Source organism: Pectinatus frisingensis (assembly GCF_015732285.1).
Lineage (GTDB): Bacteria > Bacillota > Negativicutes > Selenomonadales > Selenomonadaceae > Pectinatus > Pectinatus frisingensis.
This window is the reverse complement of the sequence record NZ_WIQU01000034.1, coordinates 1-24671: the sequence shown is the minus strand read 5'-3', so window position 1 is coordinate 24671 and position 24671 is coordinate 1. Positions and strand designations below refer to the sequence as shown.

General features: G+C 38.2%; 19 protein-coding genes and 2 riboswitches. Of the genes, 15 read left to right on the top strand and 4 right to left on the bottom strand.

The features are described from left to right. Nucleotides 1–36: 36 nt before the first annotated feature. Nucleotides 37–2016 carry an ATP-dependent zinc metalloprotease FtsH gene (ftsH, locus tag I6751_RS06320; RefSeq protein WP_196592027.1) on the top strand — a complete coding sequence of 660 codons (1980 nt, stop codon included), beginning with the start codon at nucleotides 37–39 and terminating at the stop codon, nucleotides 2014–2016. Nucleotides 2017–2220: 204 nt separating this feature from the next. On the opposite strand, the gene I6751_RS06315 is transcribed toward ftsH, so the two are convergent. From I6751_RS06315 to I6751_RS06300, 4 genes are all read right to left on the bottom strand, one after another. After that, the gene (locus I6751_RS06315; RefSeq protein WP_182185733.1) at nucleotides 2221–3681 is read right to left on the bottom strand and encodes a pyruvate carboxylase subunit B; all 1461 of its coding nucleotides are present in this window, start codon (nucleotides 3679–3681) and stop codon (nucleotides 2221–2223) included. A 231-nt stretch (nucleotides 3682–3912) separates the two neighbouring features. After that, entirely contained in the window at nucleotides 3913–4497 is a 585-nt protein-coding gene (locus tag I6751_RS06310; protein WP_196592028.1) for an ANTAR domain-containing response regulator, read from the bottom strand. 5 nt (nucleotides 4498–4502) lie between these two features. Further along, complete coding sequence (locus tag I6751_RS06305) at nucleotides 4503–5924, bottom strand: histidine kinase N-terminal domain-containing protein (protein ID WP_196592029.1); 1422 nt, start codon at nucleotides 5922–5924, stop codon at nucleotides 4503–4505. Nucleotides 5925–6272: 348 nt separating this feature from the next. Next, nucleotides 6273–6935, bottom strand: coding sequence for a C40 family peptidase (locus tag I6751_RS06300; RefSeq protein ID WP_182185730.1), 663 nt, complete (start codon nucleotides 6933–6935; stop codon nucleotides 6273–6275). Between the two features lie 11 nt (nucleotides 6936–6946). Beyond that, a riboswitch (cyclic di-AMP (ydaO/yuaA leader) is annotated at nucleotides 6947–7076 on the bottom strand. Between the two features lie 453 nt (nucleotides 7077–7529). Between I6751_RS06300 and ileS the strand changes: the two genes are divergently transcribed. The 14 genes from ileS to I6751_RS06230 all read left to right on the top strand — a co-directional run bounded on the left by ileS (nucleotide 7530) and on the right by I6751_RS06230 (nucleotide 24502). Beyond that, complete coding sequence (gene ileS / locus I6751_RS06295) at nucleotides 7530–10640, top strand: isoleucine--tRNA ligase (RefSeq protein WP_196592030.1); 3111 nt, start codon at nucleotides 7530–7532, stop codon at nucleotides 10638–10640. 150 nt (nucleotides 10641–10790) lie between these two features. Continuing rightward, the gene (locus tag I6751_RS06290; RefSeq protein WP_182185728.1) at nucleotides 10791–11246 is read left to right on the top strand and encodes a CtsR family transcriptional regulator; all 456 of its coding nucleotides are present in this window, start codon (nucleotides 10791–10793) and stop codon (nucleotides 11244–11246) included. 2 nt (nucleotides 11247–11248) lie between these two features. Continuing rightward, nucleotides 11249–11794 (top strand): UvrB/UvrC motif-containing protein, encoded by a 546-nt coding sequence (locus tag I6751_RS06285; protein ID WP_182185727.1) that lies wholly within the window; start codon nucleotides 11249–11251, stop codon nucleotides 11792–11794. A gap of 12 nt (nucleotides 11795–11806) precedes the next feature. Beyond that, nucleotides 11807–12877, top strand: a complete 1071-nt coding sequence (locus I6751_RS06280) for a protein arginine kinase (protein WP_182185726.1) — start codon at nucleotides 11807–11809, stop codon at nucleotides 12875–12877. A 4-nt stretch (nucleotides 12878–12881) separates the two neighbouring features. Beyond that, the gene (locus tag I6751_RS06275) at nucleotides 12882–15425 is read left to right on the top strand and encodes an ATP-dependent Clp protease ATP-binding subunit (RefSeq protein WP_196592031.1); all 2544 of its coding nucleotides are present in this window, start codon (nucleotides 12882–12884) and stop codon (nucleotides 15423–15425) included. Nucleotides 15426–15576: 151 nt separating this feature from the next. After that, nucleotides 15577–16935 (top strand): DNA repair protein RadA, encoded by a 1359-nt coding sequence (gene radA, locus I6751_RS06270; RefSeq protein ID WP_196592032.1) that lies wholly within the window; start codon nucleotides 15577–15579, stop codon nucleotides 16933–16935. 173 nt (nucleotides 16936–17108) lie between these two features. Beyond that, nucleotides 17109–18218, top strand: coding sequence for a PIN/TRAM domain-containing protein (locus I6751_RS06265; protein ID WP_182185721.1), 1110 nt, complete (start codon nucleotides 17109–17111; stop codon nucleotides 18216–18218). Nucleotides 18219–18312: 94 nt separating this feature from the next. Beyond that, a complete protein-coding gene (ispD, locus tag I6751_RS06260; RefSeq protein ID WP_196592033.1) occupies nucleotides 18313–19080 on the top strand; it encodes a 2-C-methyl-D-erythritol 4-phosphate cytidylyltransferase in 768 nt (255 codons plus the stop codon). A gap of 4 nt (nucleotides 19081–19084) precedes the next feature. After that, entirely contained in the window at nucleotides 19085–19570 is a 486-nt protein-coding gene (gene ispF, locus I6751_RS06255; protein WP_196592034.1) for a 2-C-methyl-D-erythritol 2,4-cyclodiphosphate synthase, read from the top strand. A gap of 57 nt (nucleotides 19571–19627) precedes the next feature. Continuing rightward, on the top strand, nucleotides 19628–21100 hold the full coding sequence (gltX, locus tag I6751_RS06250) for a glutamate--tRNA ligase (RefSeq protein ID WP_196592035.1): 1473 nt from the start codon (nucleotides 19628–19630) through the stop codon (nucleotides 21098–21100). A 51-nt stretch (nucleotides 21101–21151) separates the two neighbouring features. After that, nucleotides 21152–21901, top strand: coding sequence for a serine O-acetyltransferase (gene cysE, locus I6751_RS06245; RefSeq protein WP_414153152.1), 750 nt, complete (start codon nucleotides 21152–21154; stop codon nucleotides 21899–21901). Beyond that, nucleotides 21885–23315 (top strand): cysteine--tRNA ligase, encoded by a 1431-nt coding sequence (cysS, locus tag I6751_RS06240; RefSeq protein ID WP_196592036.1) that lies wholly within the window; start codon nucleotides 21885–21887, stop codon nucleotides 23313–23315. The genes cysE and cysS overlap by 17 nt, the downstream gene beginning before the upstream one ends. Beyond that, nucleotides 23315–23800 carry a Mini-ribonuclease 3 gene (locus I6751_RS06235; RefSeq protein WP_196592039.1) on the top strand — a complete coding sequence of 162 codons (486 nt, stop codon included), beginning with the start codon at nucleotides 23315–23317 and terminating at the stop codon, nucleotides 23798–23800. Before cysS ends, I6751_RS06235 begins: the two co-directional genes overlap by 1 nt. A 28-nt stretch (nucleotides 23801–23828) precedes the next feature. Further along, a riboswitch (THF riboswitch) is annotated at nucleotides 23829–23929 on the top strand. Between the two features lie 57 nt (nucleotides 23930–23986). Continuing rightward, nucleotides 23987–24502, top strand: coding sequence for a folate family ECF transporter S component (locus I6751_RS06230; protein WP_196592037.1), 516 nt, complete (start codon nucleotides 23987–23989; stop codon nucleotides 24500–24502). Nucleotides 24503–24671: the final 169 nt, after the last annotated feature.

Sequence of the window (24671 nt, the reverse complement as noted above, 5' to 3'; positions counted from 1 at the left end):
ATACAAATAAGGTACTATAATAAGGAGGATTAAATATTGAATAAGTTTCTGCGGAATGCTGGCTTCTATGTGTTAATCATATTGATAGCATTTTCAATAATAGATTATTTTCATAATAATACTACAAAAAAACCGGAAATAAATTACACTGCGTTTTTACAGCAGGTAGATGCGAAAAATATCACAAAAGTGACTATTCTCGATAATACTATAACAGGAACATTGTCCGATGGAACGGAATTTACTACTATCGTTCCGACGTATCCTAATAGTGACAATTCATTGTTGACAAAACTTGCGGCAAATGGTGTGGATATAAAGGCGGAAAATCCACCTGATACACCTTGGTGGACTACTATATTTACGTCTATTTTGCCAATTCTTCTTCTCATTGGTGTCTGGTTCTTCATTATGCAGCAGACACAAGGCGGCGGTAACCGAGTAATGTCTTTTGGTAAAAGCCGGGCAAAGATGAATAATAATAAAGTAAAAGTTACTTTTAATGATGTGGCTGGTGCTGATGAGGCTAAACAAGAATTAGAAGAAGTGGTGGAGTTTCTTAAACATCCGAAAAAATTTAATGATTTAGGGGCGCGTATTCCTAAAGGAGTGTTGTTGTTTGGCCCTCCAGGTACAGGGAAAACACTTTTAGCTAAGGCTGTTGCAGGTGAAGCAGGAGTGCCGTTCTTTACCATAAGCGGTTCTGATTTCGTGGAAATGTTCGTCGGTGTAGGGGCTTCACGTGTACGAGATTTATTTGATCAGGCTAAGAAGAACGCTCCATGTATTGTGTTCATCGATGAAATTGATGCAGTAGGACGACAACGTGGCGCCGGTCTCGGCGGCGGGCACGATGAACGTGAACAGACGCTGAATCAGCTGTTAGTGGAAATGGACGGATTTGCAGCCAATGAAGGAATAATTATTATAGCTGCTACTAATCGTCCTGATATATTGGATCCGGCTCTTTTACGTCCAGGTCGTTTTGACAGACAGATTGTAGTTGACCGTCCTGATATAAAGGGACGTACGGCTATTTTGAAGGTACATTCCAGAAATAAACCTTTGGATAAGAATGTCGATTTGGGAATTTTGGCTCGACAGACACCTGGATTTACAGGGGCCGATTTAAGCAACTTAATAAATGAAGGAGCACTATTATCGGCTCGTCGTGATAAGAAAACAATTGGCATGAGTGAGTTGGAAGAATCAATTGAGCGAGTGATGGTCGGACCGGAAAGAAAATCAAAAGTTATAAGTGACAAAGATAAACGACTCACTGCTTATCATGAAGGAGGGCATGCATTAGTCGGATTGTTGCTGAAGAATGCTGATCCGGTTCATAAGGTTACTATTATTCCGCGTGGTCGTGCTGGTGGTTATACGTTGAGTTTACCAAAGGAAGATCGTTCTTATCGTACGCGCAGCGAGTTAGTTGATCAATTAAAGGTTACGCTGGGTGGCCGTGTTGCAGAAGAAGTTATTCTCAAGGAAATCAGCACAGGAGCTCAAAATGACATTAAACAGGCTTCACGTATAGTCAGAGATATGATTATGCAGTATGGTATGAGTGACGTATTAGGACCAATATCATTTGGTGAGGGTAATGATCATCAGGTATTCCTGGGACGTGATTTTAATAATCAACGAAATTATAGTGAAGAAGTCGCCTGTGAAATTGATAAGGAAGTGCGCCGGTATATTGAAGAGGCTTATGAAGAATGTCGCACTTTAATTGTGGAAAATATTGATAAGCTTCATTTATTGGCTAAAAAGCTTATTGAACATGAAACATTATCTGCTGCTCAATTAAAGGAACTCATGGAAACAGGTAAGTTGAGTGAAGATGAAGATAATGAAAATAACGATGATAATAATACGACAAATTTAAACGGGAATAATGAACCGATTTCAGCAACTGATACTGATGAAGTTGCTCAACCAGCCAAATCTGATGGGAAAGCGGTAGATAGTACACCTAAGTTCGATTATAATGTAACGGCAAATAACAAGTAAGAAAATAAAAATTTGTACAGTAAGTTGGCGTTGTAATGTGGCAGTATAATATTACAGCGCTTTTTTTATAAAGACTTTTATAGACTGCTGACCAGATTCGATTAGTAAAGTTCAATAAAGACACAGTATATATAGATATAAAAGAGCCCTGCCACCACGGCAGGGCTCTTTTATATAGAAAAATAATACTTATCAAATTTTAAATCAAGCTTTAAAGAAATTTTCAGCCACTTTAGGGTCAAGATTATAAAGCAATACATCTTCATCGCTGGCGTTGGCACGGCCAAGTCCGGCAAGCTTCTTAACAGTGCGTTTTTTAAAGAATTCTTCAGCAACCTGAGGGAAGAGCGCATAGGATAATATATCTTCTTCACTGGCATGTGGATAACCTTTGCCAGCCAATTCAGTCTTGAATTTGGCCATACCCGGTTCAAGTAAATCAGCAGGACGGCAAGTAATAAGATCTTCTTTCTTTATACCGATTTTGTCAAGCAATTCCTGACTGACTGGCGCAGGAGTGTGACCAAATTTACCACGAGCTAAGTCTTTAAATTCTTTTGGCACCATCTTGTAACGTTCTCCTGTCATTACATTCATTGTAGCCATTGTACCAACGATCTGGCTTGAAGGAGTAACGAGAGGAGGATAGCCGACATCAGCACGGACACGTGGCATTTCATCAAGCAGATCCTGGTATTTGTCTTCCATGCCTTGTTCTTTCAGTTGATTTACAAGATTAGAAAGCATACCGCCCGGTATCTGGAAATCAAGAACATTAGGATTAACATCAAAGTAGCCTTTGAGATGGAATTTCTTAATAATATCCTGTTTCACACCAAGGAAATACTTAGCGATAGGAGTCATAGCCTTACGATCAAGACCAGTATCGTACTCAGTTCCTTCGAGTGTAGCTACCATAGTTTCCGTACAAGGCTGGGAAGTATCCATAGAGAATGGTGATAATGCACAGTCAACTACATCAACACCTGCTTCAATGGCCTTTAAATAAGTCATGAAGCCAAAGCCGCTGGTGCAGTGAGTATGGAGCTGAATCGGTAATTTAGTAGCAGCTTTAAGTTCTTTGACAAGTTCAGAAGCCGTATATGGTTTTAATAGACCGGACATATCTTTAATGCAGATAGAATCTACACCCATATGATCAAGTTCTTTAGCTAATTTGGCAAATTCCTTTGTAGTATGTGGACCACCAATAGTATAAACAAGGCAACCTTGTACTTCAACGGAATGTTCTACTTCTTTTTTTGCTTCTTTAGCGGCATCAATGGCTGTTTTTAAATTACGAGTGTCATTAAGGGCATCGAAAATACGAAATACACCAATACCATGCTGGGCAGCTTTTTTTACAAAAGCACGGACAACATCATCAGGATAATGATTGTAACCTAAAAGATTTTGGCCACGCAACAGCATCTGAATAGGAGTTTTCAGATTAGCTTTTAAAGTATCAAGACGTTCCCAAGGATCTTCATCTAGAAAACGCAGACAACTGTCAAATGTTGCACCGCCCCATGCTTCAAGAGATTTATAACCAATCGCGTCAAGCGCGCTCAGTTGAGGAAGCATTTGAGCGAGGCTCATACGAGTGGCTAAAAGAGATTGATGACCATCACGTAGTACTGTTTCAGTAATCTTAACTTTTGCCATAATTAAAAAAAACAACTCCTTTTATTAGTATACAATTGAATTGTAATGCGCATTGTTATTGTAAGTAAAAATAGTATAATTCTTCCCTGAATATTTTTACTAAACAGCCTAAATACAGTATAGATATTATTATTTGCGTTGTCAATCGTTAATGTGATTTTTTTAACAATATTTATCTAAACAATAAATACAATTTATTGTACTGAGTTATTAGATAATTGTAAACAATATTTAAGGTCGGTTTTTTATTGTTGAACGAACTATTGCCTCAGCAATTTCTTTTATTGTTTTGCGCTTTGCCATACTGTACTGCTGAATACGGCGATATGCTTCTGATTCACTGAGATTATAAGCATCCATTAGTATGCCTTTTGCTCTGTCCAGGGTCTTGCGCATTTCTAAAGAATTTTTAACATCGGAAAGTTCCAGTTCCAATTGTTGTATTTCTTTGAAACGAGTCAGGGCAATTTCCATAGCCGGAAAAAGATTGTCCTCTCTTACAGGCTTTACTAGATAGGCCAGTACACCGGAATGTTTAGCTTTTTCCACGATGTCGGCCTGGCTGAAAGCGGTAAGTAAGAGAACCGGAGCAATTTTTTCATCGTCAATTATTTTAGCGGCAGTTATGCCATCCATTTCTGGCATTTTTATATCCATTATCACCAGGTCAGGTCGATATTTTTTTGTTAATTCTACAGCTTTTTTCCCGTTAGAAGCTTCACCAACAACGTTATGCCCAGCTTCCTCTAATAGTTCTTTCAGATCCATCCTGATAATGGATTCATTATCTGCAATGACGATTTTTAATTTATTCATTGGAATTAATCACTCCTAATATTTTGCGGAATTGTTATTTTAGCATGAGTTCCATTGCTGTTATAAAGCTCAAATTTGCCATTCATATCATCTTCAATAAGTGTTTTTACTATCTGAAGTCCGAGTGATTGTGATTGCTTTTTTTCAAATCCTTCCGGCAGACCGGGTCCGTCATCGTATAAATCGAGAATATATTTATCAGTAGTACGTGTTATAGTTAAACCGATGGTCCCTTCATGAACGTGTGAGAAAGCATGTTCTAATGAATTTAGGATCAATTCATTTACAATAAGCGCTAAATTGCTCGCCTGCTGGGATGGTAGTATTATTGTTCCACCAGAAAATTTTGTAGTGAGATTAAAGTCGGGACGCAGCATGTTTTGGGAAATAAGAGTTAAAATATTTTTAGTTACCTGAGTGACATCAATAACCTCATCTTGTTGTTGTGACAGGAATTCGTGTACTACTGATATACTGAGTATTCGATTAACACTTTCCTTAAGGGCATCTTTTACTTCTTGTGATTGTGTGCGGCGTGCCTGCAAACGCAGCAAACTGGCAATAGTCTGTAAGTTGTTTTTTACACGGTGATGTATTTCCTGAATGACGGCAGATTTTATTAGAAGTTCTTTATCTTTTTTCCTTACTTCGGTAACATCTGAAACAATCACAATCCGACAGATGAGACTGCCACCGGATTGTATCGGGATATCCCGTTTTACAATGGTTATGCTGTCGGCAGTCAGTTCTCTTTCATATGGCCGGTCACTTGATATAGTTTCTTTTATTATTCGGTGCGATAGTTGATGGTCAAATAGATGATAGCCAATCAGATTGTTTACACCTAAGATGTTGTAAATTTTTATGGCGGCCGAATTGGCAAATACAATACGGTTATTTTTATCAGCTATTATAATACCATCACTTGATGCAAGTGGATGAAACATGGAAATATCAAGTGTTTTATGTGAATATGACAGTAAAGAACAGGCTGTTTTGTATAAATAAGAATAACCATCTACTTTAGCAACAGTGGGCTGCATTTCAAAACTTACAACGGCTACCACACCAAAAGAGTCAAAAATAGCTTCTGTGTGCATTTCGATGAATTTGCCCCAGCTCCATTCTCTTTTCCCCTGCATGCTTTTACCGGTTTCCATAGTGTATTTTATTAATGGTTCTTCTTGAACTTTACGAAAACAACCAATCCGGCTATGATGAAAAGGGGTGTATGCCGTATGTGGTTTAATATAGTCTGCTATGAGAAATTTGTCACTGCTTTTAGCGTATATAAATAATCCTATATTGGCCATGGTCAAATCAGCGGTAAAAGGTAGAATTCGCTCGATACGCTGCAGAAGATTTATTTGTGTGGCACTGAGATTGGTAGTATTGCGACAAAGTTCAAGTAAGTTATTATTAGTCATGATTATCCAATATCAGCTCCAAACTAATATTATGTTAAACAGCAGACATAAACTGTTTAACATAATAAAATAAGTTTAATATTATTGATAGTATTATTTTTTATCATTTTTAGAAAATATAGTAATACTATAAAATATTATTTTACATATTATAGCAAAAATAACACCATTATAGCAAATGCGAAATAGGTATAAAATACATTGAAAAGTTTATTTGAAATAATTAAAGCATAAAATAAAAATCTGTTGCAAGAGCACAGTTTAATATTTTATGCTTTAATTTTAATAAAGGAGATGCCAAATAAAAAAAGAGGAAACACTGTTTCCTCTCCAATTAGTCTAATCACATCATATGACTCTACGGGCACCTATATAAGTAGAGCTCCAGTATCCATTGTTCAACGAATCAACAACTACACCACGACTGGTGGAAGCATCAATGAATTTACTGTCACCAATATATATTCCTACATGAGAAGCCCCATAAGTGTAAGTTGAAAAGAACACTAAATCACCAGGTGCTAAATCATCATAGGATACCGGTGTTCCCATTTCATATTGTGCATCAGCTGTACGCGGCAATGAAATACCGGCATTGGCAAATACATAACGAGTAAATCCTGAACAATCAAAACCATTTGGTGTAGTACCACCGAACACGTATGGAACACCTATGTACTGGAAGGATGATTGAATAATCCGACGTGCATAGTAATTTGATCCGCGGCTTACCTGAGGCATTGCCCGTCCCATTAATGCTTGATACGTTTGTGGTCCAACCAATCCGTCTGCAGCTATGCCGGCAGACGCCTGAAATTCTCTAACAGCTTCCTGTGTAGCTGGTCCGAAGTCGCCGTCAGCGACAACATCATAACCTAAGTTTGCAAGTTCCCCCTGAATCTCTGCTACCTGTGTTCCTTGGTCTCCAGCACGAAAAGCATCTGCACTGGCAACGGCAAACCAACACATAAATAACATTGATAACGCAGTTAAGCGTAATATCTTACTCAAAAGGTCACTCCTCTCTTTGTTTTTTTTCCTGCGAGGTTAGCTGTCGGATTAGGGACAGAAGAAGAAACCGGCCCTTGTAAAAAACAACATTCACCCCAAAATTGGTTCCCCCGCTCCTGAGTTGGATTCGGTTTATAAAGTACTCATAGCATTTATTTTAACCGAAATAGCAAAAAAAATCAAGTCTAAATTTATTAATTTATCTGATAATTTACTTTAACATAAAAATAGATAGTAAAGATGTAATATCCTATTTGAATTTATAAATGTTTTGTGATATTATATCTACCATAATAATAAAAGCATTGATGGAGACGGCTTAATTTATAAAAAGCTATAGCGAACTGGTGATAGTGAAAGACCGGTGCTGATGAATATTTTAAGAGATCACTCCTGAGCTGTCGGCTGAATGACATATTTTTATATGTTTTAGTAAGTTTAGACCGGTTCTCACCGTTAAATGGGCTGCATATGTCAGTATGTGAAATAGGTGGTACAATGATGAGCATAGCTTTCATCCTGTTTTTGGGTGAAAGCTTTTTTATTTGCTGGATCATATGGTATTGATTCAATTTCAATTGGAGGAATTATTTTATGTATAAAAAAGTGGAGACCAGTTTGAACTTTACCCAACATGAAAGAAATATCGAAAAATTTTGGAATGATAATGATATATTTCAAAAAAGTATTGATCAGCGTGACGGCAGTGATATTTTTACGTTTTATGACGGACCGCCGACAGCTAACGGGAAACCGCATATCGGACATGTACTGACGCGGGTTATAAAAGATATGATTCCTCGCTTCCAGGCAATGAAGGGATATAAAACAGTACGTAAGGCCGGTTGGGATACCCATGGTCTTCCGGTAGAGCTGGAAGTAGAAAAATCACTGGGTCTCAATGGTAAAGATCAGATAGAAAATTATGGCATAGGGCCATTTGTTGAAAAATGTAAAGAAAGTGTATGGAAATATAAAGAAATGTGGGAAGAATTTTCCCGCACAGTCGGTTACTGGGCTGATATGGACAATCCTTATGTTACTTATGATAATAAATATATTGAGTCAGTATGGTGGGCTTTAAAAACTATTTGGGAAAAAGGCTTATTATATGAAGGTCATAAAATTGTTCCTTACTGTCCGCGTTGTGGTACGCCGCTTTCTTCACATGAAGTAGCACAAGGGTATAAGGATGTAAAAGAACGCTCTGCAATAGTCAGATTTAAGGCCAAGGGTGAAGATGCTTACTTTCTTGCATGGACAACGACACCATGGACGCTGCCATCTAATCTGGCATTGTGCGTTAATCCCAAAGTCGTATATGTCAAGGTAAAACACAATGATTATATTTATTATATGGCTGAACAGCTTGTCGAAAAAGTATTGGGCGAAGATGCGGTCATTTTAGAAAGACTTACGGGGAAAGATCTGGAATATCGTGAATATGAGCCCTTATATTCGTATGCCATAGGAAAAATCAAGAAAAAGTCTTTTTATATCACTTGCGATGATTATGTAACAACGGCTGATGGGACAGGAATAGTCCATATGGCGCCGGCATTTGGTGAGGATGATGCCCGCGTATGCCACCGGTATGATATTGGATTTGTCCAATTTGTCGATTCAAAAGGCTGCATGACTGCTGAAACAGATTGGCCAGGTGTATTTGTGAAAAAAGCTGATCCTCTTATATTGAAAGATTTGAAGGAAAAGGGACTGTTATTCGCTGCCCCTAATTTTGAACACAGTTATCCGCATTGCTGGCGTTGTGATACACCGCTTATTTATTACGCCCGTGAATCATGGTTTATAAAAATGACAGCGGTACGTGAACAGCTTATAAAAAATAATAATATGGTGAATTGGATTCCGCCAACAATTGGAAAGGGACGTTTTGGAGATTGGATCGAGCACGTACAGGATTGGGGTATAAGTCGCAACCGTTATTGGGGGACACCATTAAATATCTGGGAATGTGAATGTGGTCATCAGCATTCTATTGGTTCAATAGAAGAATTGAAACAAATGTCAAGTAATTGTCCTGATAATATTGAATTACACAGACCGTTTCTCGATGCGGTAACTATAAAATGTCCGCACTGCGGCAGACAAATGCATCGTGTTCCGGAAGTAATTGATTGCTGGTTTGATTCTGGAGCAATGCCTTTTGCTCAATGGCATTATCCGTTTGAAAATAAAGCTTTATTTGAAAAAACTTTTCCTGCTGATTTTATATCTGAAGCGGTTGATCAAACGCGTGGCTGGTTTTATTCTTTGATAGCTATATCAACACTGTTATTTGATAAGCCGGCATATAAGAACGTGATTGTTCTGGGGCATGTACAGGATAAAAACGGACAGAAAATGAGTAAGTCCAAGGGAAATGCCGTGGAACCGATGGACGCATTGCAAAAACACGGTGCTGATGCTATCCGCTGGTATTTTTATGAAAATAGTGCACCGTGGCTGCCAAATCGTTTCCATGATGATGCGGTTCAGGAAGGGCAGCGGAAGTTTCTGGGGACATTATGGAACACATATGCATTTTTTGTGTTGTATGCAAACATTGATAAATTTACGCCGGCTGATTATAAATTGGAATATGATAAATTATCAATAATGGATAGATGGTTATTATCGCGTCTCAATACATTAATAAAAATCGTTGATGATGATCTTTCATCATATCGTATAACAGAAACAGCTAAGGCATTGCAGGAATTTGTTGACGAATTGTCTAATTGGTATGTTCGCCGCAGTCGTGAACGTTTCTGGGGCAAGGATATGACACAGGATAAAATCAATGCCTATATGACACTGTATACAGCCTTGTCTACATTTATTAAACTTGCTGCACCGATGATTCCGTTTGTCACGGATGTAATTTATCAAAATCTTGTCAGAAATTCTTATACCGATGCTAAAGAAAGCGTACATTTATGTGATTTTCCTGTCGTTGATGAAACCTATATTGATAGGGAACTGGAAAAAAATATGGAGCTGGTATTAGAAATAGTGACATTGGGGCGTGCCGCACGTAATACGGCTAATATAAAAAATCGTCAGCCGGTGGGACAGATGTTTGTCAAGGCACCATTTATATTGAATGATTTTTATAAAGCAATTGTTGCCGATGAACTTAATATTAAAACCGTTGAATTTAAAGATGATATGGAAGAATATTTATCCTATAGTTTTAAGCCGCAGTTTAAAGTTCTCGGGCCCAAGGCCGGTAGGCAGATTAATGAAATAAAAAGTGTCCTCGCAGGACTTAATGGCCATGCAGCTAAGGAAGAACTGGATAAAAATGGTTGTCTAAAAATAAAATTAGCTTCCGGTGAATTTGTTTTGATGCGTGAAGACTTGGAAATATCAGTTACACAGACAGAAGGTTTTGCTACTGAATCTTATAATAAAGTAACAGTAGCTATTGCGACGACTTTATCGGCAAAACTGCTTGAAGAAGGCTTTGTGCGCGAAATAATTAGCAAGATTCAAACTATGCGCAAGGAAAATAGCTTTGAAGTGACTGACCGTATAGCGGTATATGTCAGAGGCAGTAAAAAAATTACTGCTATTGTTACAAACAACGGCGCCGAAATACAAAAAATTGTCTTGGCTAATACGATTGACACTGATAAAATGGACGGTTTTAGTAAAGAATGGAATATAAACGGTGAAACGGTAACATTGGGTGTAAAATAAATATATATGATCTACGAGAAAAATCCGCGGTGCAGAATAGTTGCCGCGGATTTTTTGGCAGCTGACAATAGAAAATTAAAAGAATAAATACTTGCAAAAAGTCAAAAAGTCAAATATAATATAAGAAAAGTAGGATATGAAGGTGAAATTATGAGTAATATAGCTGACCTAATAGAACACTATATATTGCAGCGGCTCGCTGCCCAGCAAAATCGTAATGTGATATTGCGCCGTGCCGATATTGCCGATGCCATAGAATGTGCTCCATCGCAAATTAGTTATGTTTTAAATACACGGTTCACTTCAGATAAAGGTTTTGTTGTAGAATCCCGTCGTGGACTTGGAGGATTTATCCGCATAACACGTGCTCCGCTGCAAGACTTGGTTTATAGTGACCTGATCAGTAAAGTAAATGCTGATACTACACTAAAAGACTTGCACCATATGATAGAATACATGCTGCGGCATGGCTTGATAAAAAATAGAGAGGCGGCATTATTGTATCAGGCATTTAATGATGTATATGATAAGCTTTCGTCAACAGACAGAGCTGATTTTTTAAGATCTTTGCTGATAACTCTGGCTGACTTTTCAGAGGAGGAATAACAATGCTATGTGATAATTGCAAAAAAAATGAAGCTTGTATTCATATTACCCAGATAAGTGGCAACAACAAAATCGATAAATATCTTTGTGAAGAATGTGCTGCTCAGTATGGCGAATTTTTAACACATCCCCAGGCGGAAGTACAGCCGGAAGTTTTTTCAGTCAATGACTTTTTGTCAGGGCTTTTTCATAATACTGCGGGTGCTAAGTCAGCTGAAGAAACAGGGAAAATGCCTGGTGATGAAGAATATGCCTGTCCATCTTGTGGAATGACATATATGGATTTTGCCAATTCCGGGAAAATTGGCTGCAGTGTATGTTATAAGACTTTTCGTAACAAATTGGAACCATTGCTGCGCCGTTTGCATGGATCCAGCAAACATACCGGAAAAATTCCGCGTCGTGCGGGAAAAACATTGAATATGCAGCAAGAACTGGATGTTTTGCGCAAACAGATTCAACAATGCGTTGATAATGAAGAATATGAAAAGGCTGCACAACTGCGTGATTGTATTCGCAGATTAGAAAAAGAAATTAAGGGCGAATGAGGGGGAATAGTAATGTTGTTACAGAACATTTTTACCGATGATAACGTAGCATGGATGGATGGAAATGGACCAGATAGTGATATCGTCCTGGCCAGCCGCATTCGCCTGGCTCGTAATTTTCAGGATATTCCCTTTCCTAATCGGGCTTCTGCTGCACAATTAACTGAAGTAAAAACAAGGATAATAGACATACTGGATGATATTGCTACATTAACCAATAATAATTATATTTGTATCGATATGGAAAAGCTTACTGATATACAAAGGCGGGTCCTTATCGAAAAACATTTTATCAGTAACAAGTTTGTTAAGCATATCGAATGCCGGTCACTCATATTGAGCACAGATAGTAATATTGGCATTATGATCAATGAGGAAGACCATATGCGTATACAATGCATGGGTAGTGGACTGGATATCAACACTTTACTCAAGACAGCATTTTTGATCGATGATGCTATTGAAAAGAAATATGATATTGCTTTTGATGACAGCATGGGATATCTAACGTCTTGTCCTACTAATTTGGGAACCGGCCTCAGAGTCTCGGTATTGCTTCATTTGCCGGGTTTGGTTATGACTAATCAAATTGCTAAGATAGTCAATATTTCACCGCAGCTTGGTCTTGCTGTACGGGGAATGTTTGGCACTAATGCGCCGGGTAATTTGTTTTATATTTCTAATCAGTTATCATTGGGATTTAATGAAAAAGAACTGGTGGAAAATCTGACACGTACGGTGCAGGAAATTGCAGCACATGAACATGAAGCACGAAAGGCGATTTTATCGTATAATGAAGATAAGATGCATGATAGATCATGGCGTGCATTGGGTGTTTTGAAATATGCCCGCAGCTTGTCTATAAGAGAGCTGTTGTCATTGTCGAGCAATGTCCGTATAGGTATAGATGAAAAAATAATTGATGGGATTGATCCTACGGTGTTTAATAGGCTGATAGTTGCGGGACGGGCTAATTATCTTACCAATTTACAGGAAAAAGAAAGTATTTCACAGCGGGAACTGGATAAAAAAAGAGCTGACATTTCCCGTAAAATAATTTGTGACAGCTCAATAGGGAAGTGATTGTATGAACAACAATAAATTAACTTTTAGCGCTGAAAGAGTATTAGAGCTTGCTAATTATGAGGCAAGTAAACAAAGATGCGGTTATATTGGCACAGAGCATATTTTGTTAGGGCTTATCAGGGAGAAAAAGGGACTGGCAGCAAAGGCTTTAGCTTCTTTAGGGGTAACCCGTGATATGGTTAGAAGTCGTTTAAATAATATAATCATTATTCCGCCGATAATGGCGGGAAATACGTTATCATATACACCTTTAGCCAAAATGGTAATGAATTTAGCTGAAGATGAGGCGCAGGCACTGGGACATGATTACATTGGAACTGAGCATATTCTGCTGGGATTAATTCGCCAGGATGACGCAATTGCTTCAAAAATATTGGTTTCCCTAGGAGTAGACCTTGACGTGGTTCATTCGACAATAATGGATATGATAAACAGTGGGCAGCATGATACCGGTGCACAGGAAGACAGTCAGGACAATTCTGATGGGTCAGCGCAGCGAACCCCCTTTCTTGATCGTTATTGCCGTGATTTAAAAAAACTTGCCCTAAAAAATAAAATAGATCCGGTAATTGGAAGGAAAAAAGAAATTGAACGTGTAATTCAGATATTATTGCGCCGCACCAAAAATAACCCGGTGCTTATAGGTGAACCGGGAGTCGGCAAAACTGCGGTTGCTGAGGGATTGGCAATTAGGATGGCAGAAGGTGTAATGCCTAAACTTCTTGCTGACAAGCGAGTGATGAGTCTTAGTATGACTTCACTGGTAGCCGGGGCAAAATACCGTGGCGAATTTGAAGAACGTCTAAAAAATATTATCGACGAAATAACTCAGGCCGGTAATATAATTTTATTCATTGATGAACTTCATACGCTTATTGGTGCCGGAGCGGCGGAAGGATCTATCGATGCTGCTAATATCTTAAAACCGGCTTTATCACGTGGTGAGATTCAGGTGATTGGTGCTACGACACTAAATGAATATAAAAAATATATTGAAAAAGATTCGGCACTTGAAAGGCGCTTTCAACCTATATTGCTTGATGAACCAAGTGAGGCGGACGCTATAAATATTTTATTGGGAATTCGCGGCAAATATGAAGAATTTCATCAGGCAAAAATAACTGATGAAGCGGTCAAAGCGGCAGTAAAATTATCAGTACGTTATGTGAATGACCGTTATTTACCGGATAAGGCTATAGATCTTATGGACGAGGCCGCTTCCAAGGTACGGCTGGCAACAATATCATATCCGACGGAATTGAAGCAGCTCAAAGATAAATTGGATAAACTTGATGATGCAAAAAAGGCAGCTATCAATGAACAAAACTTTGAGCATGCAGCAACTATTCGCGATGAAGAAAGTAAAATACGGGATTCGCTGCAAAAAGCCAATAGTGAATTAAAAAGAGAGGAAGAAAAGCAGATACTTGTCACTGAGGATGATATTGCCGATGTAGTGGCCTCATGGACAGGTATACCGACACAACGCATTGCTGACAAAGAAGCACAGCGCTTGCTGCACATGGAAGATATAATTCATAAACGTATTGTCGGACAAAATGACGCTGTTACTGCTGTAGCCAGAGCGATTCGTCGTGCCCGGGCGGGTCTTAAAGATGAAAAAAGGCCTATTGGTTCGTTTATGTTTCTAGGTCCGACTGGCGTTGGTAAAACAGAACTGGCTCGTTCTTTGGCAGAAGTGCTGTTTGGGGATGAGAATGCTATGGTTCGTTTTGATATGTCTGAATACATGGAAAAACATACGGTATCACGCATGGTAGGGGCTCCTCCCGGCTATGTGGGATATGAAGAAGGCGGTCAGTTAACGGACATTGTGAGAAGAAAACCGTATTCAGTAATTTTGCTCGATGAAATTGAAAAAGCCCATCCTGATGTTTTTAATTTGTTGCTGCAGATTTTGGAAGATGGACGGTTAACCGATGGACAGGGTCGTACAGTTGATTTTAAGAATACTGTGGTTATCATGACTTCTAATATTGGAGCTCAATTTTTGCGGAAAAGTACCGGACCAATGGGATTTAATACCGACAAGAATGAAAATAGTGATTTTGAAGCCGGTTCCAAACGTATTATGGAAGAAGTAAAAAGGCTGCTTAAACCGGAATTTTTAAACCGCATTGATGAGTTGATAGTATTTAAACCTCTTAATAAAAAAGATTTGCTGCAGATAATCGATATTCTTTTGCTGGATGTGACCAAGCGTTTGGAAGATCTTGGTATGTCAATAACTGTAGATGCAAAGGCAAAAGAATATTTACTCAATAAGGGGACAGATGTCAAGTTCGGTGCGCGTCCATTGAAACGAGCTATTCAAAAGCATCTTGAGGATGAATTGGCTGAAAATCTTTTAAACAAACAATTTACAGCCGGTGACAAGATAAATGTTTCTTTCGATAAAGAAAATGATAAACTGATATTTTCTCAGCAGCCTGTTTTGAGACAGACTGCGGCAGGAAAAGCTCCTGTTGGTGTTAATGCACTTTCAGATGATACAGTTGATACTGCCTCGACAAAAGATGAATAAACAAAAAAATGTCTTAGGCCAAAATGATTCTGTTGCAGGACGGCTAATCAATTTTTTAATCAATTTTTTTTGGGCAATATTTTGGTTGGTTCGTTCTTGTGGCAGAATCATTCTGTGTCTGTTACATAAAAATAAGAAGAGGTAAAAATCGGTGGCAAAAAAGAAAAGTGTTTTTGTTTGCCAGGAATGTGGCTACGATTCACCTAAGTGGGTTGGAAAATGTCCGGGCTGCGGTGCTTGGAATACGATGGTCGAAGAAATCATTAAGTCTGATATACGACATGGATTATCATTGGAACTAAAAGGAGAAAACCACACACCTCAACTATTATCGGAAATATCATTGACAAAGACGCCGCGTTTCAGTACAGGATCACCAGAGCTTGACCGTGTATTGGGCGGTGGGGTGATACCGGGCAGTCTGGTTTTGATGGTTGGTGATCCCGGTGTAGGAAAATCCAGCTTAAACCTGCGGGTATGTGCTTATGCGGCAAGAGATCGGAAAGTTCTTTATGTGACAGGAGAAGAAAGTTTACAGCAGATTCGTATGCGTGCTGAACGAATAAATGCGCTTTCCGATACGATGAAGGTATTTAGTGAAACTGATATGGAACGGATAAATATGCAGATTGAACGGGAAAAACCAGACTTGTTAGTAATTGATTCTATTCAGACAGTTTTTCGACCTGATATTCAAAGTGCCCCAGGCAGTGTCAGTCAGGTGCGGGAATGTGCGGTTGAACTTTTACGAATAGCCAAAAGTATGGCAATTGCTGTTTTTATAATCGGGCATGTTACTAAAGATGGGACTTTAGCCGGACCACGTGTCTTGGAACATATTGTTGATACGGTACTTTATTTTGAGGGCGAACGTAATGCACAGTTTCGTATTTTGCGGGCAATAAAAAATCGTTTTGGCAGTACCAATGAGATTGGATTGTTTGAGATGCGGGATGTCGGATTAGTCGATGTACCTGATGCTTCAAAGTTATTTTTATCAGAAACGGTAATTGATTCGGGAATAACTATAGCACCTACAGTGGAAGGAACACGACCGCTGCTGGTTGAAATACAGGCATTAGTAGCATCTACGCCCTATATACCGCCGCGTCGTACATCTGATTGTGTTGATATAAAACGGATACAATTATTACTGGCTGTTTTGGAAAAAAGATTGAATTTGAGTATAGGTGCTTGTGATGTATATGTAAAAATCGCCGGAGGTATAAAAATTGATGAACCGGCGTGTGATTTGGCACTTTGCGTAGCGCTGGCATCAAGTTTTATGAATAAGGCAGTAAAAGAAAAAACAGTTATATTCGGTGAAGTGGGTTTATCAGGTGAAGTCCGTGCTGTAAGCGGGGCTGACATCAGAGTTAAGGAAGCGTGTAAGCTTGGTTTTACAAATATTGTAATTCCGCAAAAAAATGTTAAAGTAGTTGACAAGATGCAAAAAGCAAAAATATTTGGTGTAAATAATGTGCGTGAGGCATTAAAGGCAGCACTGTAAAGCTGAATATAAGACATTTTTTGACAAAAACAGTTTCATTTAGTATTATAAATTTATCTGCCTGAATAAATTTGTATGTACATAAGTATTGTGTGATTTATATAGTTTTCATTTATTTTGTGTAGAATGGTATTTTGCAATTATAATATATTATTTTATTTGGAGATGAGTTCGTGTTAGAAAAAGTATTGCGATTTTTTATAGTGGTTCTCGCAGCTATATTTGGATTGGCAATTATGCAGCTTATTATACCGTTGATTATCAGTGCGGAATATCTTGATATTAATCTCAATATTTTCGGTATTACATTGGCTCGGCTGGTAATCGGTTTTCTGGGAATAATTTTTGGGGGAATATTGGGCTATATAGTTTCTCCTTATCTTATTATTTTATTGAAGAGATTTTCGACGTGGGTAGAAAATCAACTTAATAAGATGAAAATACATGATGTGTTAGCCGGTGTATGTGGTTTGGCCATTGGTCTGATTATAGCTAATCTTCTTGGAGCGGCGTTTTCCGGTGTACCCTTGGTAGGTAGTTATTTACCAATTGTTTTCAGCATTGTTCTTGGGTATTTGGGCATACATATAACGATAAAAAAACGTGATGAAATTGTAGCACTTTTTCCACGTCTTTTTGGTGAACCGGGTAAGGATAAAAAAAGTGTCGTCAAAGAATTACAACCAGCAAAAGAAGCCTATAAGCTACTTGATACAAGTGTTATAATTGACGGGCGCATCGCTGATATATGTCAGAGTGGATTTATCGAGGGCACGTTATTGATACCGGTTTTTGTTCTGGAAGAATTGCAGCATATAGCTGATTCGGCAGATTTACTGAAACGCACGCGTGGCCGCCGCGGTCTGGATATATTAAAACGTATCCAAACCGATTTTGGCATGTTTGTGCAAATTGATGAACGTGATTTTGATGATATAAATGAAGTTGACTCAAAATTAATAAAACTTGCCCAGGTGGTTGGGGGAAAGATTATTACCAATGATTATAATTTGAATAAAGTGGCTGATTTACAGGGAGTAGCAGTGCTAAACATAAATGAATTGGCAAATGCTTTAAAACCGGTTGTAATCCCCGGTGAAGCGATGACAGTGACTGTAGTGAAAGATGGTAAGGAACAAGGTCAGGGTGTGGCTTATCTTGATGATGGAACAATGATTGTCGTTGAGGGAGGCAGAAAGTTTTTGAATACGACGCTGCCAGTGACGGTTACATCTGTTTTGCAGACAGCAGCGGGGCGAATGATTTTTGCTAAACCCAAATAATATTTATTAGGGTGGACTTTTGTTTTATATTTTGAAGTAATAGGCTGCGGGTGATGCCGCAGCTTTTTTTAAAATATCAAGAAGGGTGATATCAGTGATTACAGCTATTTTCCCGGCTGCCGGTAAAGGCAGGCGAATGGGAACCCCATTTAATAAGGTTTTTGCGTCTTTATCCGATAAACCAGTCTTATTGCATACATTGTTGAGCTTTTCACGCTGTGCATTTATAGATGATTTTGTCGTAGTCGTTGCACCGCAGGAGGTAACTATGGTGAGTAAACTGTTAAATACCATTCCTGAAATTAAACCATGTAAAGTAGTGGCCGGAGGCATTGAAAGACAATATTCCGTGTACAATGGTCTTATGGCTGTATCAAAGGATTCGGATATGGTGCTTATCCATGATGCTGCACGGCCGCTTATTAGTGTAAAGGTTATAAATGCTGTCATTGATGAGGTAAAAGAATCGGAAGCCGCTGTCGCTGCTGTACCGGTTACTAATACAATAAAGGTGATTGATGAAAATAATTTAGTGGTACGGACACCAGATCGCAGTAATTTATGGATGATGCAGACACCGCAGGGATTTAAAAAAGAATTGCTTTTAAGGGCTTATGAACAGGCACGGCAGGATAATTTTCTCGGTACGGATGATGCAAGTTTGATTGAACATATTGGTCACCCTGTAAAAATAGTAATGGGTGATTATAAGAATATAAAAATAACGTCACCGGGTGATCTGGTATACGCTGAGGCTATGCTGGGCAAAAAAGCGGTTGATAAGGTTAAAGCAGATCTTTCAATTACGGTGACGAATGCAGTTGAACTCATGAAAACGAAAATATTAGGAAAAAGGTTGTGAATTAATGCGTATAGGCATGGGGTACGATGTACATTTATTGACAGAAAATCGTAAGCTTATAATCGGCGGGGTTGATATTCCCTTTACAAAGGGACTTTTGGGATATTCTGATGCCGATGTACTGCTGCATGCCATTGCTGATGCTTTATTGGGGGCAGCAGGATTGGGGGATATAGGACGTCATTTTCCTGATAATGATGTTCAATATAAAAATATTTCCAGTATGATACTGTTAAAAAAGACGAGAGATTTATTGAGAAACAAAAATTATACCGTAATTAATATTGATGCTACAATTATTGCACAGATGCCTAAAATGGCACCTTATATCGAAACAATGCGCAGTAATGTTGCAAAAGTTTTATCATTGGATAAAGAATATATAAATATTAAAGCGACTACAGAAGAAGGTTTGGGTTTTACAGGAGCCGGTCAGGGAATAGCAGCAAATGCCATTACCCTTATTGAGAAATGTGAAAATCATTGTTAAATAAGCATATTTCTGTTAAAATATACCGTATAAGTATTATTTGGAGGTAGTAAATACATGTCTGAACAAATCAGAGTTCGTTTCGCTCCGAGTCCAACAGGTCCATTTCATATCGGTGGTGCACGCAGTGCACTTTTTAATTGGCTGCTTGCCAGAAAATATCCTGAAGGTAAATTCGTACTGCGTATTGAGGATACTGATAGAGTGAGGTCCAGTAAGGAGTCGGAAGAAAATATTAAAGAATCTCTGAAATGGCTCGGTCTTACTTGGGATGAAGGTGTTGACGCCGGCGGTGACTATGGTCCTTATCATCAAATGGAACGGCTTGATATTTATAAACAATATGCACAAAAATTGCTTGATGAGGGTAAAGCATATTATTGTTACTGTACGGAGGCTGAAATTGCCAAAGAACGTGAAACTTTGATGAAAGCTAATAAAATGCCGATATATCAAGGACATTGCCGTAATCTTACAGATGAACAAATAGAAAAATATAAAGCTGAAGGGCGCAAGCCGACCATTCGTTTCCGTACACCGGAAAATAAAACAGTTGAATTTGATGATATGGTACGCGGTCATATGCAGTTTGATTCCAATGGTGTTGGTGATTTTGTAATAATGAAAGCAGATGGCATACCGGTATATAATTTTGCTGTGGTTGTTGATGATGCTTTGATGAAAATTTCTCATGTAGTACGGGCTGAAGAACATCTTTCCAATACACCACGGCAAGTTGTCCTTTATCATGCTTTGGGGTTTAAGGTACCAATGTTTGCCCATATCTCACTTATTTTGGGAAAGGATCATTCTAAAATGAGTAAACGCCATGGCGCAACGTCGGTGGAACAATATAAAAAATTGGGATATTTGCCTGAAGCAATTGTTAATTTTTTGGCATTGCTGGGGTGGGCACCACAAAGTGAACAAGAAATATTCTCTATTGATGAATTAGTTAAAGAATTTTCTATGGAACATGTTGCAAAAAATCCGGCAGTGTTTGATATTGATAAATTAAATTGGCTTAATGCTCAGTATATGAAAAAACTTTCATCAGAAAAGATAACCATGATGGCAATACCGCATCTTGTGGAGAAAGGTTATCTCACTGGGGCACTGGCAACTGAAGAAATGGCGAGATTAGTTCGTTTTACAGAAATTATTCGCGATCATTTAAGCTATGGGGCACAATATTTGGATTTTGCCGATTTATATTTTAATGATGAAATCACTATTGATAGTTCTGATGCAAAAGTGGTTGTGACTGATGAAACGGCATTACCGGTACTTGACTTGTTTAAACAAAAACTGTCTGCTGTTGATATCTTTGATGCTGCTTATATTCAGCCGATATTTAAACAAATAATCAAGGAACTTAAAGTTAGTGGGAAAAAAGTGTACATGCCGGTACGAGTGGCACTCACAGGACAAATGCATGGACCGGATTTGGCAGGTATTATCGAAGTCGTCGGTTATGACCGGATAATGAAACGTCTGGAAAAAGCGATGTCTGTGATAAAGACATTATAATGATGATAAAAAAACGATAAGCATAAACGGCCTTTTTCTTGGGAGATTATTATGAAATTGCTACATATGTTAAAAAAAGATATTCGTGTAATTTTTGAGCGGGATCCGGCTGCTAAAAGTGTGTTGGAGGTTTTGCTTTGCTATCAGGGATTACACGCTATTTGGATGTACCGTATTGCCCATTGGTTTTTTGTACGCGGCTTTGTTGTACTGCCGCGTGCTATATCGAACTTTGCCCGTTTTCTTACTGGTATTGAAATTCATCCTGGAGCTAAAATCGGCCCGGGCTTATTTATTGACCATGGCAGTGGCACTGTAATAGGCGAAACCGCTGAAATAGGTCGTAATGTGACTTTATATCAAGGAGTCACATTGGGCGGGACCGGCAAGGAAAAGGGGAAACGTCATCCTACTATCGGTAATAATGTGGTGGTCTCCTCTGGAGCAAAAATATTAGGGTCTTTTTCTGTAGGCGATCATGCTAAAATTGGTTCCGGTTCAGTAGTTCTTAAAGAAGTGCCGGCTTATGCCACTGTCGTGGGAATTCCAGGCCGTGTGGTAATGATGAAGGGAAAACGTGTCAGCTCTACTGCCGATGGAAAGATAAAGAATCCTAATATATCTGATGCATTTAAAAAAGAATTAACGGAAGAACTTGATGTTGATTTGGCACATGATAAATTACCTGATCCTATGCTTGATATGATGAAGGAACTTGTAAAAAAAGTTGATGGACTTGAAACTAAAGTAACAAATTTAGAAAAGGAACTGGATGCGAAAAAAAATGTTAAAAGTATATAATACCTTAACAAGAACAAAAGAAGAATTTAAACCAGTAGTACCTGGGCATGTCAGTATTTATGTATGCGGCGTTACTCCTTATAACGAACCACATATTGGCAATGCGCGGCCTTTTGTCACCTGGGATGTGATAAAACGTTTTTTACGTAAACTGGGTTATAAAGTGAAACACGTCCAGAATTTCACGGATATTGATGATAAAATAATTCGTACCGCCAATGAACAGCGTGTCGGATGGAAAGATATTTCTGATAAATATATAGCAGCATACTTTGCCGTCATGGATAAATTAGGTGTGGGGCGTGCTGACATATATCCGCGGGTATCGGAAAACATGGCGGATATTATAAAAATGGTATCAGGGCTTATCAAGGAAGGGTTTGCCTATGAACTTGATGGTGATGTCTATTTCAGTGTGGAAAAATTTCATGGATATGGTAAGTTAAGCGGGCGTAAACTTGATGATATGCAGGCCGGTGCGCGTATTGAGGTAGATGATCGTAAACATCATCCAATGGATTTTGCCTTGTGGAAAAGTGCCAAAGCTGGTGAACCATACTGGGAAAGTCCGTGGGGAAAAGGGCGTCCTGGCTGGCATATAGAATGTTCTACTATGTCACTGAAATATCTGGGAAAAACCTTTGATTTTCATGGTGGTGGCAGTGATCTTATATTTCCGCATCATGAAAATGAAATTGCTCAATCGCAGGCCTATTGCTGTGATGATCATTCTTTTGCCCGTTATTGGCTGCATAATGGATTTATTACTATAAATCAGGAAAAGATGAGCAAATCGCTGAATAACTTTTTTACAGTAAAAGATATTTTGGCAAAATATCCTGCTGAAGTATTACGATATTTTCTTGTAGCTACACATTATCGCAGTCCTCTGGATTTTAGTGATGAACGTTTAAAAGAGGCTGAAGCTGGGTTAGCCCGCTTAAAAAATGCACAGGATAATCTTAATGATTTATGTAACACGGCAAAAGATGGTGATGGCAGCACTGTACAATTAGTTCAATTTGCCCAAGATGCGAAAAAGGGATTTTATGATGCAATGGAAGATGATTTTAATACAGCACTTGCTTTAGCAAATATGTTTGATTTAGCTAAAAAAATAAATATCTATTATCAAACTGTTACTGCCGGTGATACTGCTGCTGATAAAGACGATATTGAAAAGGTTGTTGCAGTATATCGGGAGATGACAGATATTCTTGGTATTTTGCAGTCAGATAAACAAGAAAAGAATGATGATAAAATTGTCAATGCATTGATGGATTTGATTATTGCGGTTAGAGAAGATGCTCGCCACAATAAAGATTGGGCAACATCGGATAAGATACGTGATGATTTGAAAACAATAGGTATAATTATTGAAGATTCCCCAACGGGAGCCAGGTGGAAGCGGTAATGCAGTTCGCTCATTATCGATATTTATGTGAACATATGTTTGAGCTAAATGCAGCAGGTGTTGTAAAACAGCATTATGGTAAAATTGAAGTTGAAAAATTATCACCGTTAATACTAGCATATATCGGAGATGCTTATTTTCATCTGTTTGTACGTACCCGGATGCTTTTTTTTGAACAAAATAAAGTTCGGGTTCTCAATGATTTTAGTGCCAAAATTGTGTCGGCAGTGTATCAGGCTGAAGCGTATCGGCAAATTGAAAAACAATTGACTGAGAGTGAAAAAAAATTATTTCACCGGGCTTATAGTGCAAAATCACATGCGCCGCGTGCAGCTAGTGTAGCTGATTATCATACCAGTACAGGTTTTGAGGCAGTCTTGGGATATTTATATCTGACTGGCAATAAAATACGCTTGCAGGAAATATGTGAGAAATCGTTTCAATCGATAATTAAAACTATTCATAACGAACATACTGATAATTGATAGAAACAATATAATTAAATAGTTATTTAGCAGAGTAAGTGACTGTGCGTAAAGTGCCAGATGAACGGGGAGTTGTCATTTGGACGAAAAGTGATATAGCTTGCGGTACAGTCACTGCATCCCGCTGCTGCATAAAAAGAAACATCTTGATATGTAGCAACGCGCTAAACATGTGGAGGTGTTTTTTTGTACCATTTTTCAGTACGCACAATTATTTTAAGTGGTATTTTTTTGGCTCTAATAATTATTTTTACGCATGTACTTGCGATACAGACGCCATTTATCAGGATTGGCTTCGGATTTTTACCACTAGCCATATATGCAGCTGCTTATGGCCCTTTAGCGGGCAGCATTCTGGGAGCAGTGTCAGATATTTTAGGTTGTATACTTTTTACACCAGGACTTTATTTTCCTGGATTTACTATTAGTAGCTTTTGCAGTGGGGCGATTTATGGTTTTTGTTTTTATAATAAATCAATTACTATTAAACGAACTGCTGTTGCATTTACAGTAAGCTTTATTATTGTAGATATGTTGCTTAATACTATCTGGCTTAGTATTTTATATCAAAAAGCCGTATTTGCCTTTGCATTCAGTCGTTTCATAAAGGGACTTATTTTTATGCCAATCAATATTTTTCTATTTTATACTATTTACAAAACATTAGATAAGACAATAAAAAAATACCGTAATTTAAATTGATATTATCAATCCCCATAAGCTGGATTTGGAGTCTGGATTATGGGGAAGTTCAATTATCATATTGCGGTATTTTGAATAATATTTTTCAATAAGGTTTAAGATGATTATTTATGATATTAAATTTACGAAAACAATCCTATGCCTACGAAATAAGCCACAATAACACCGA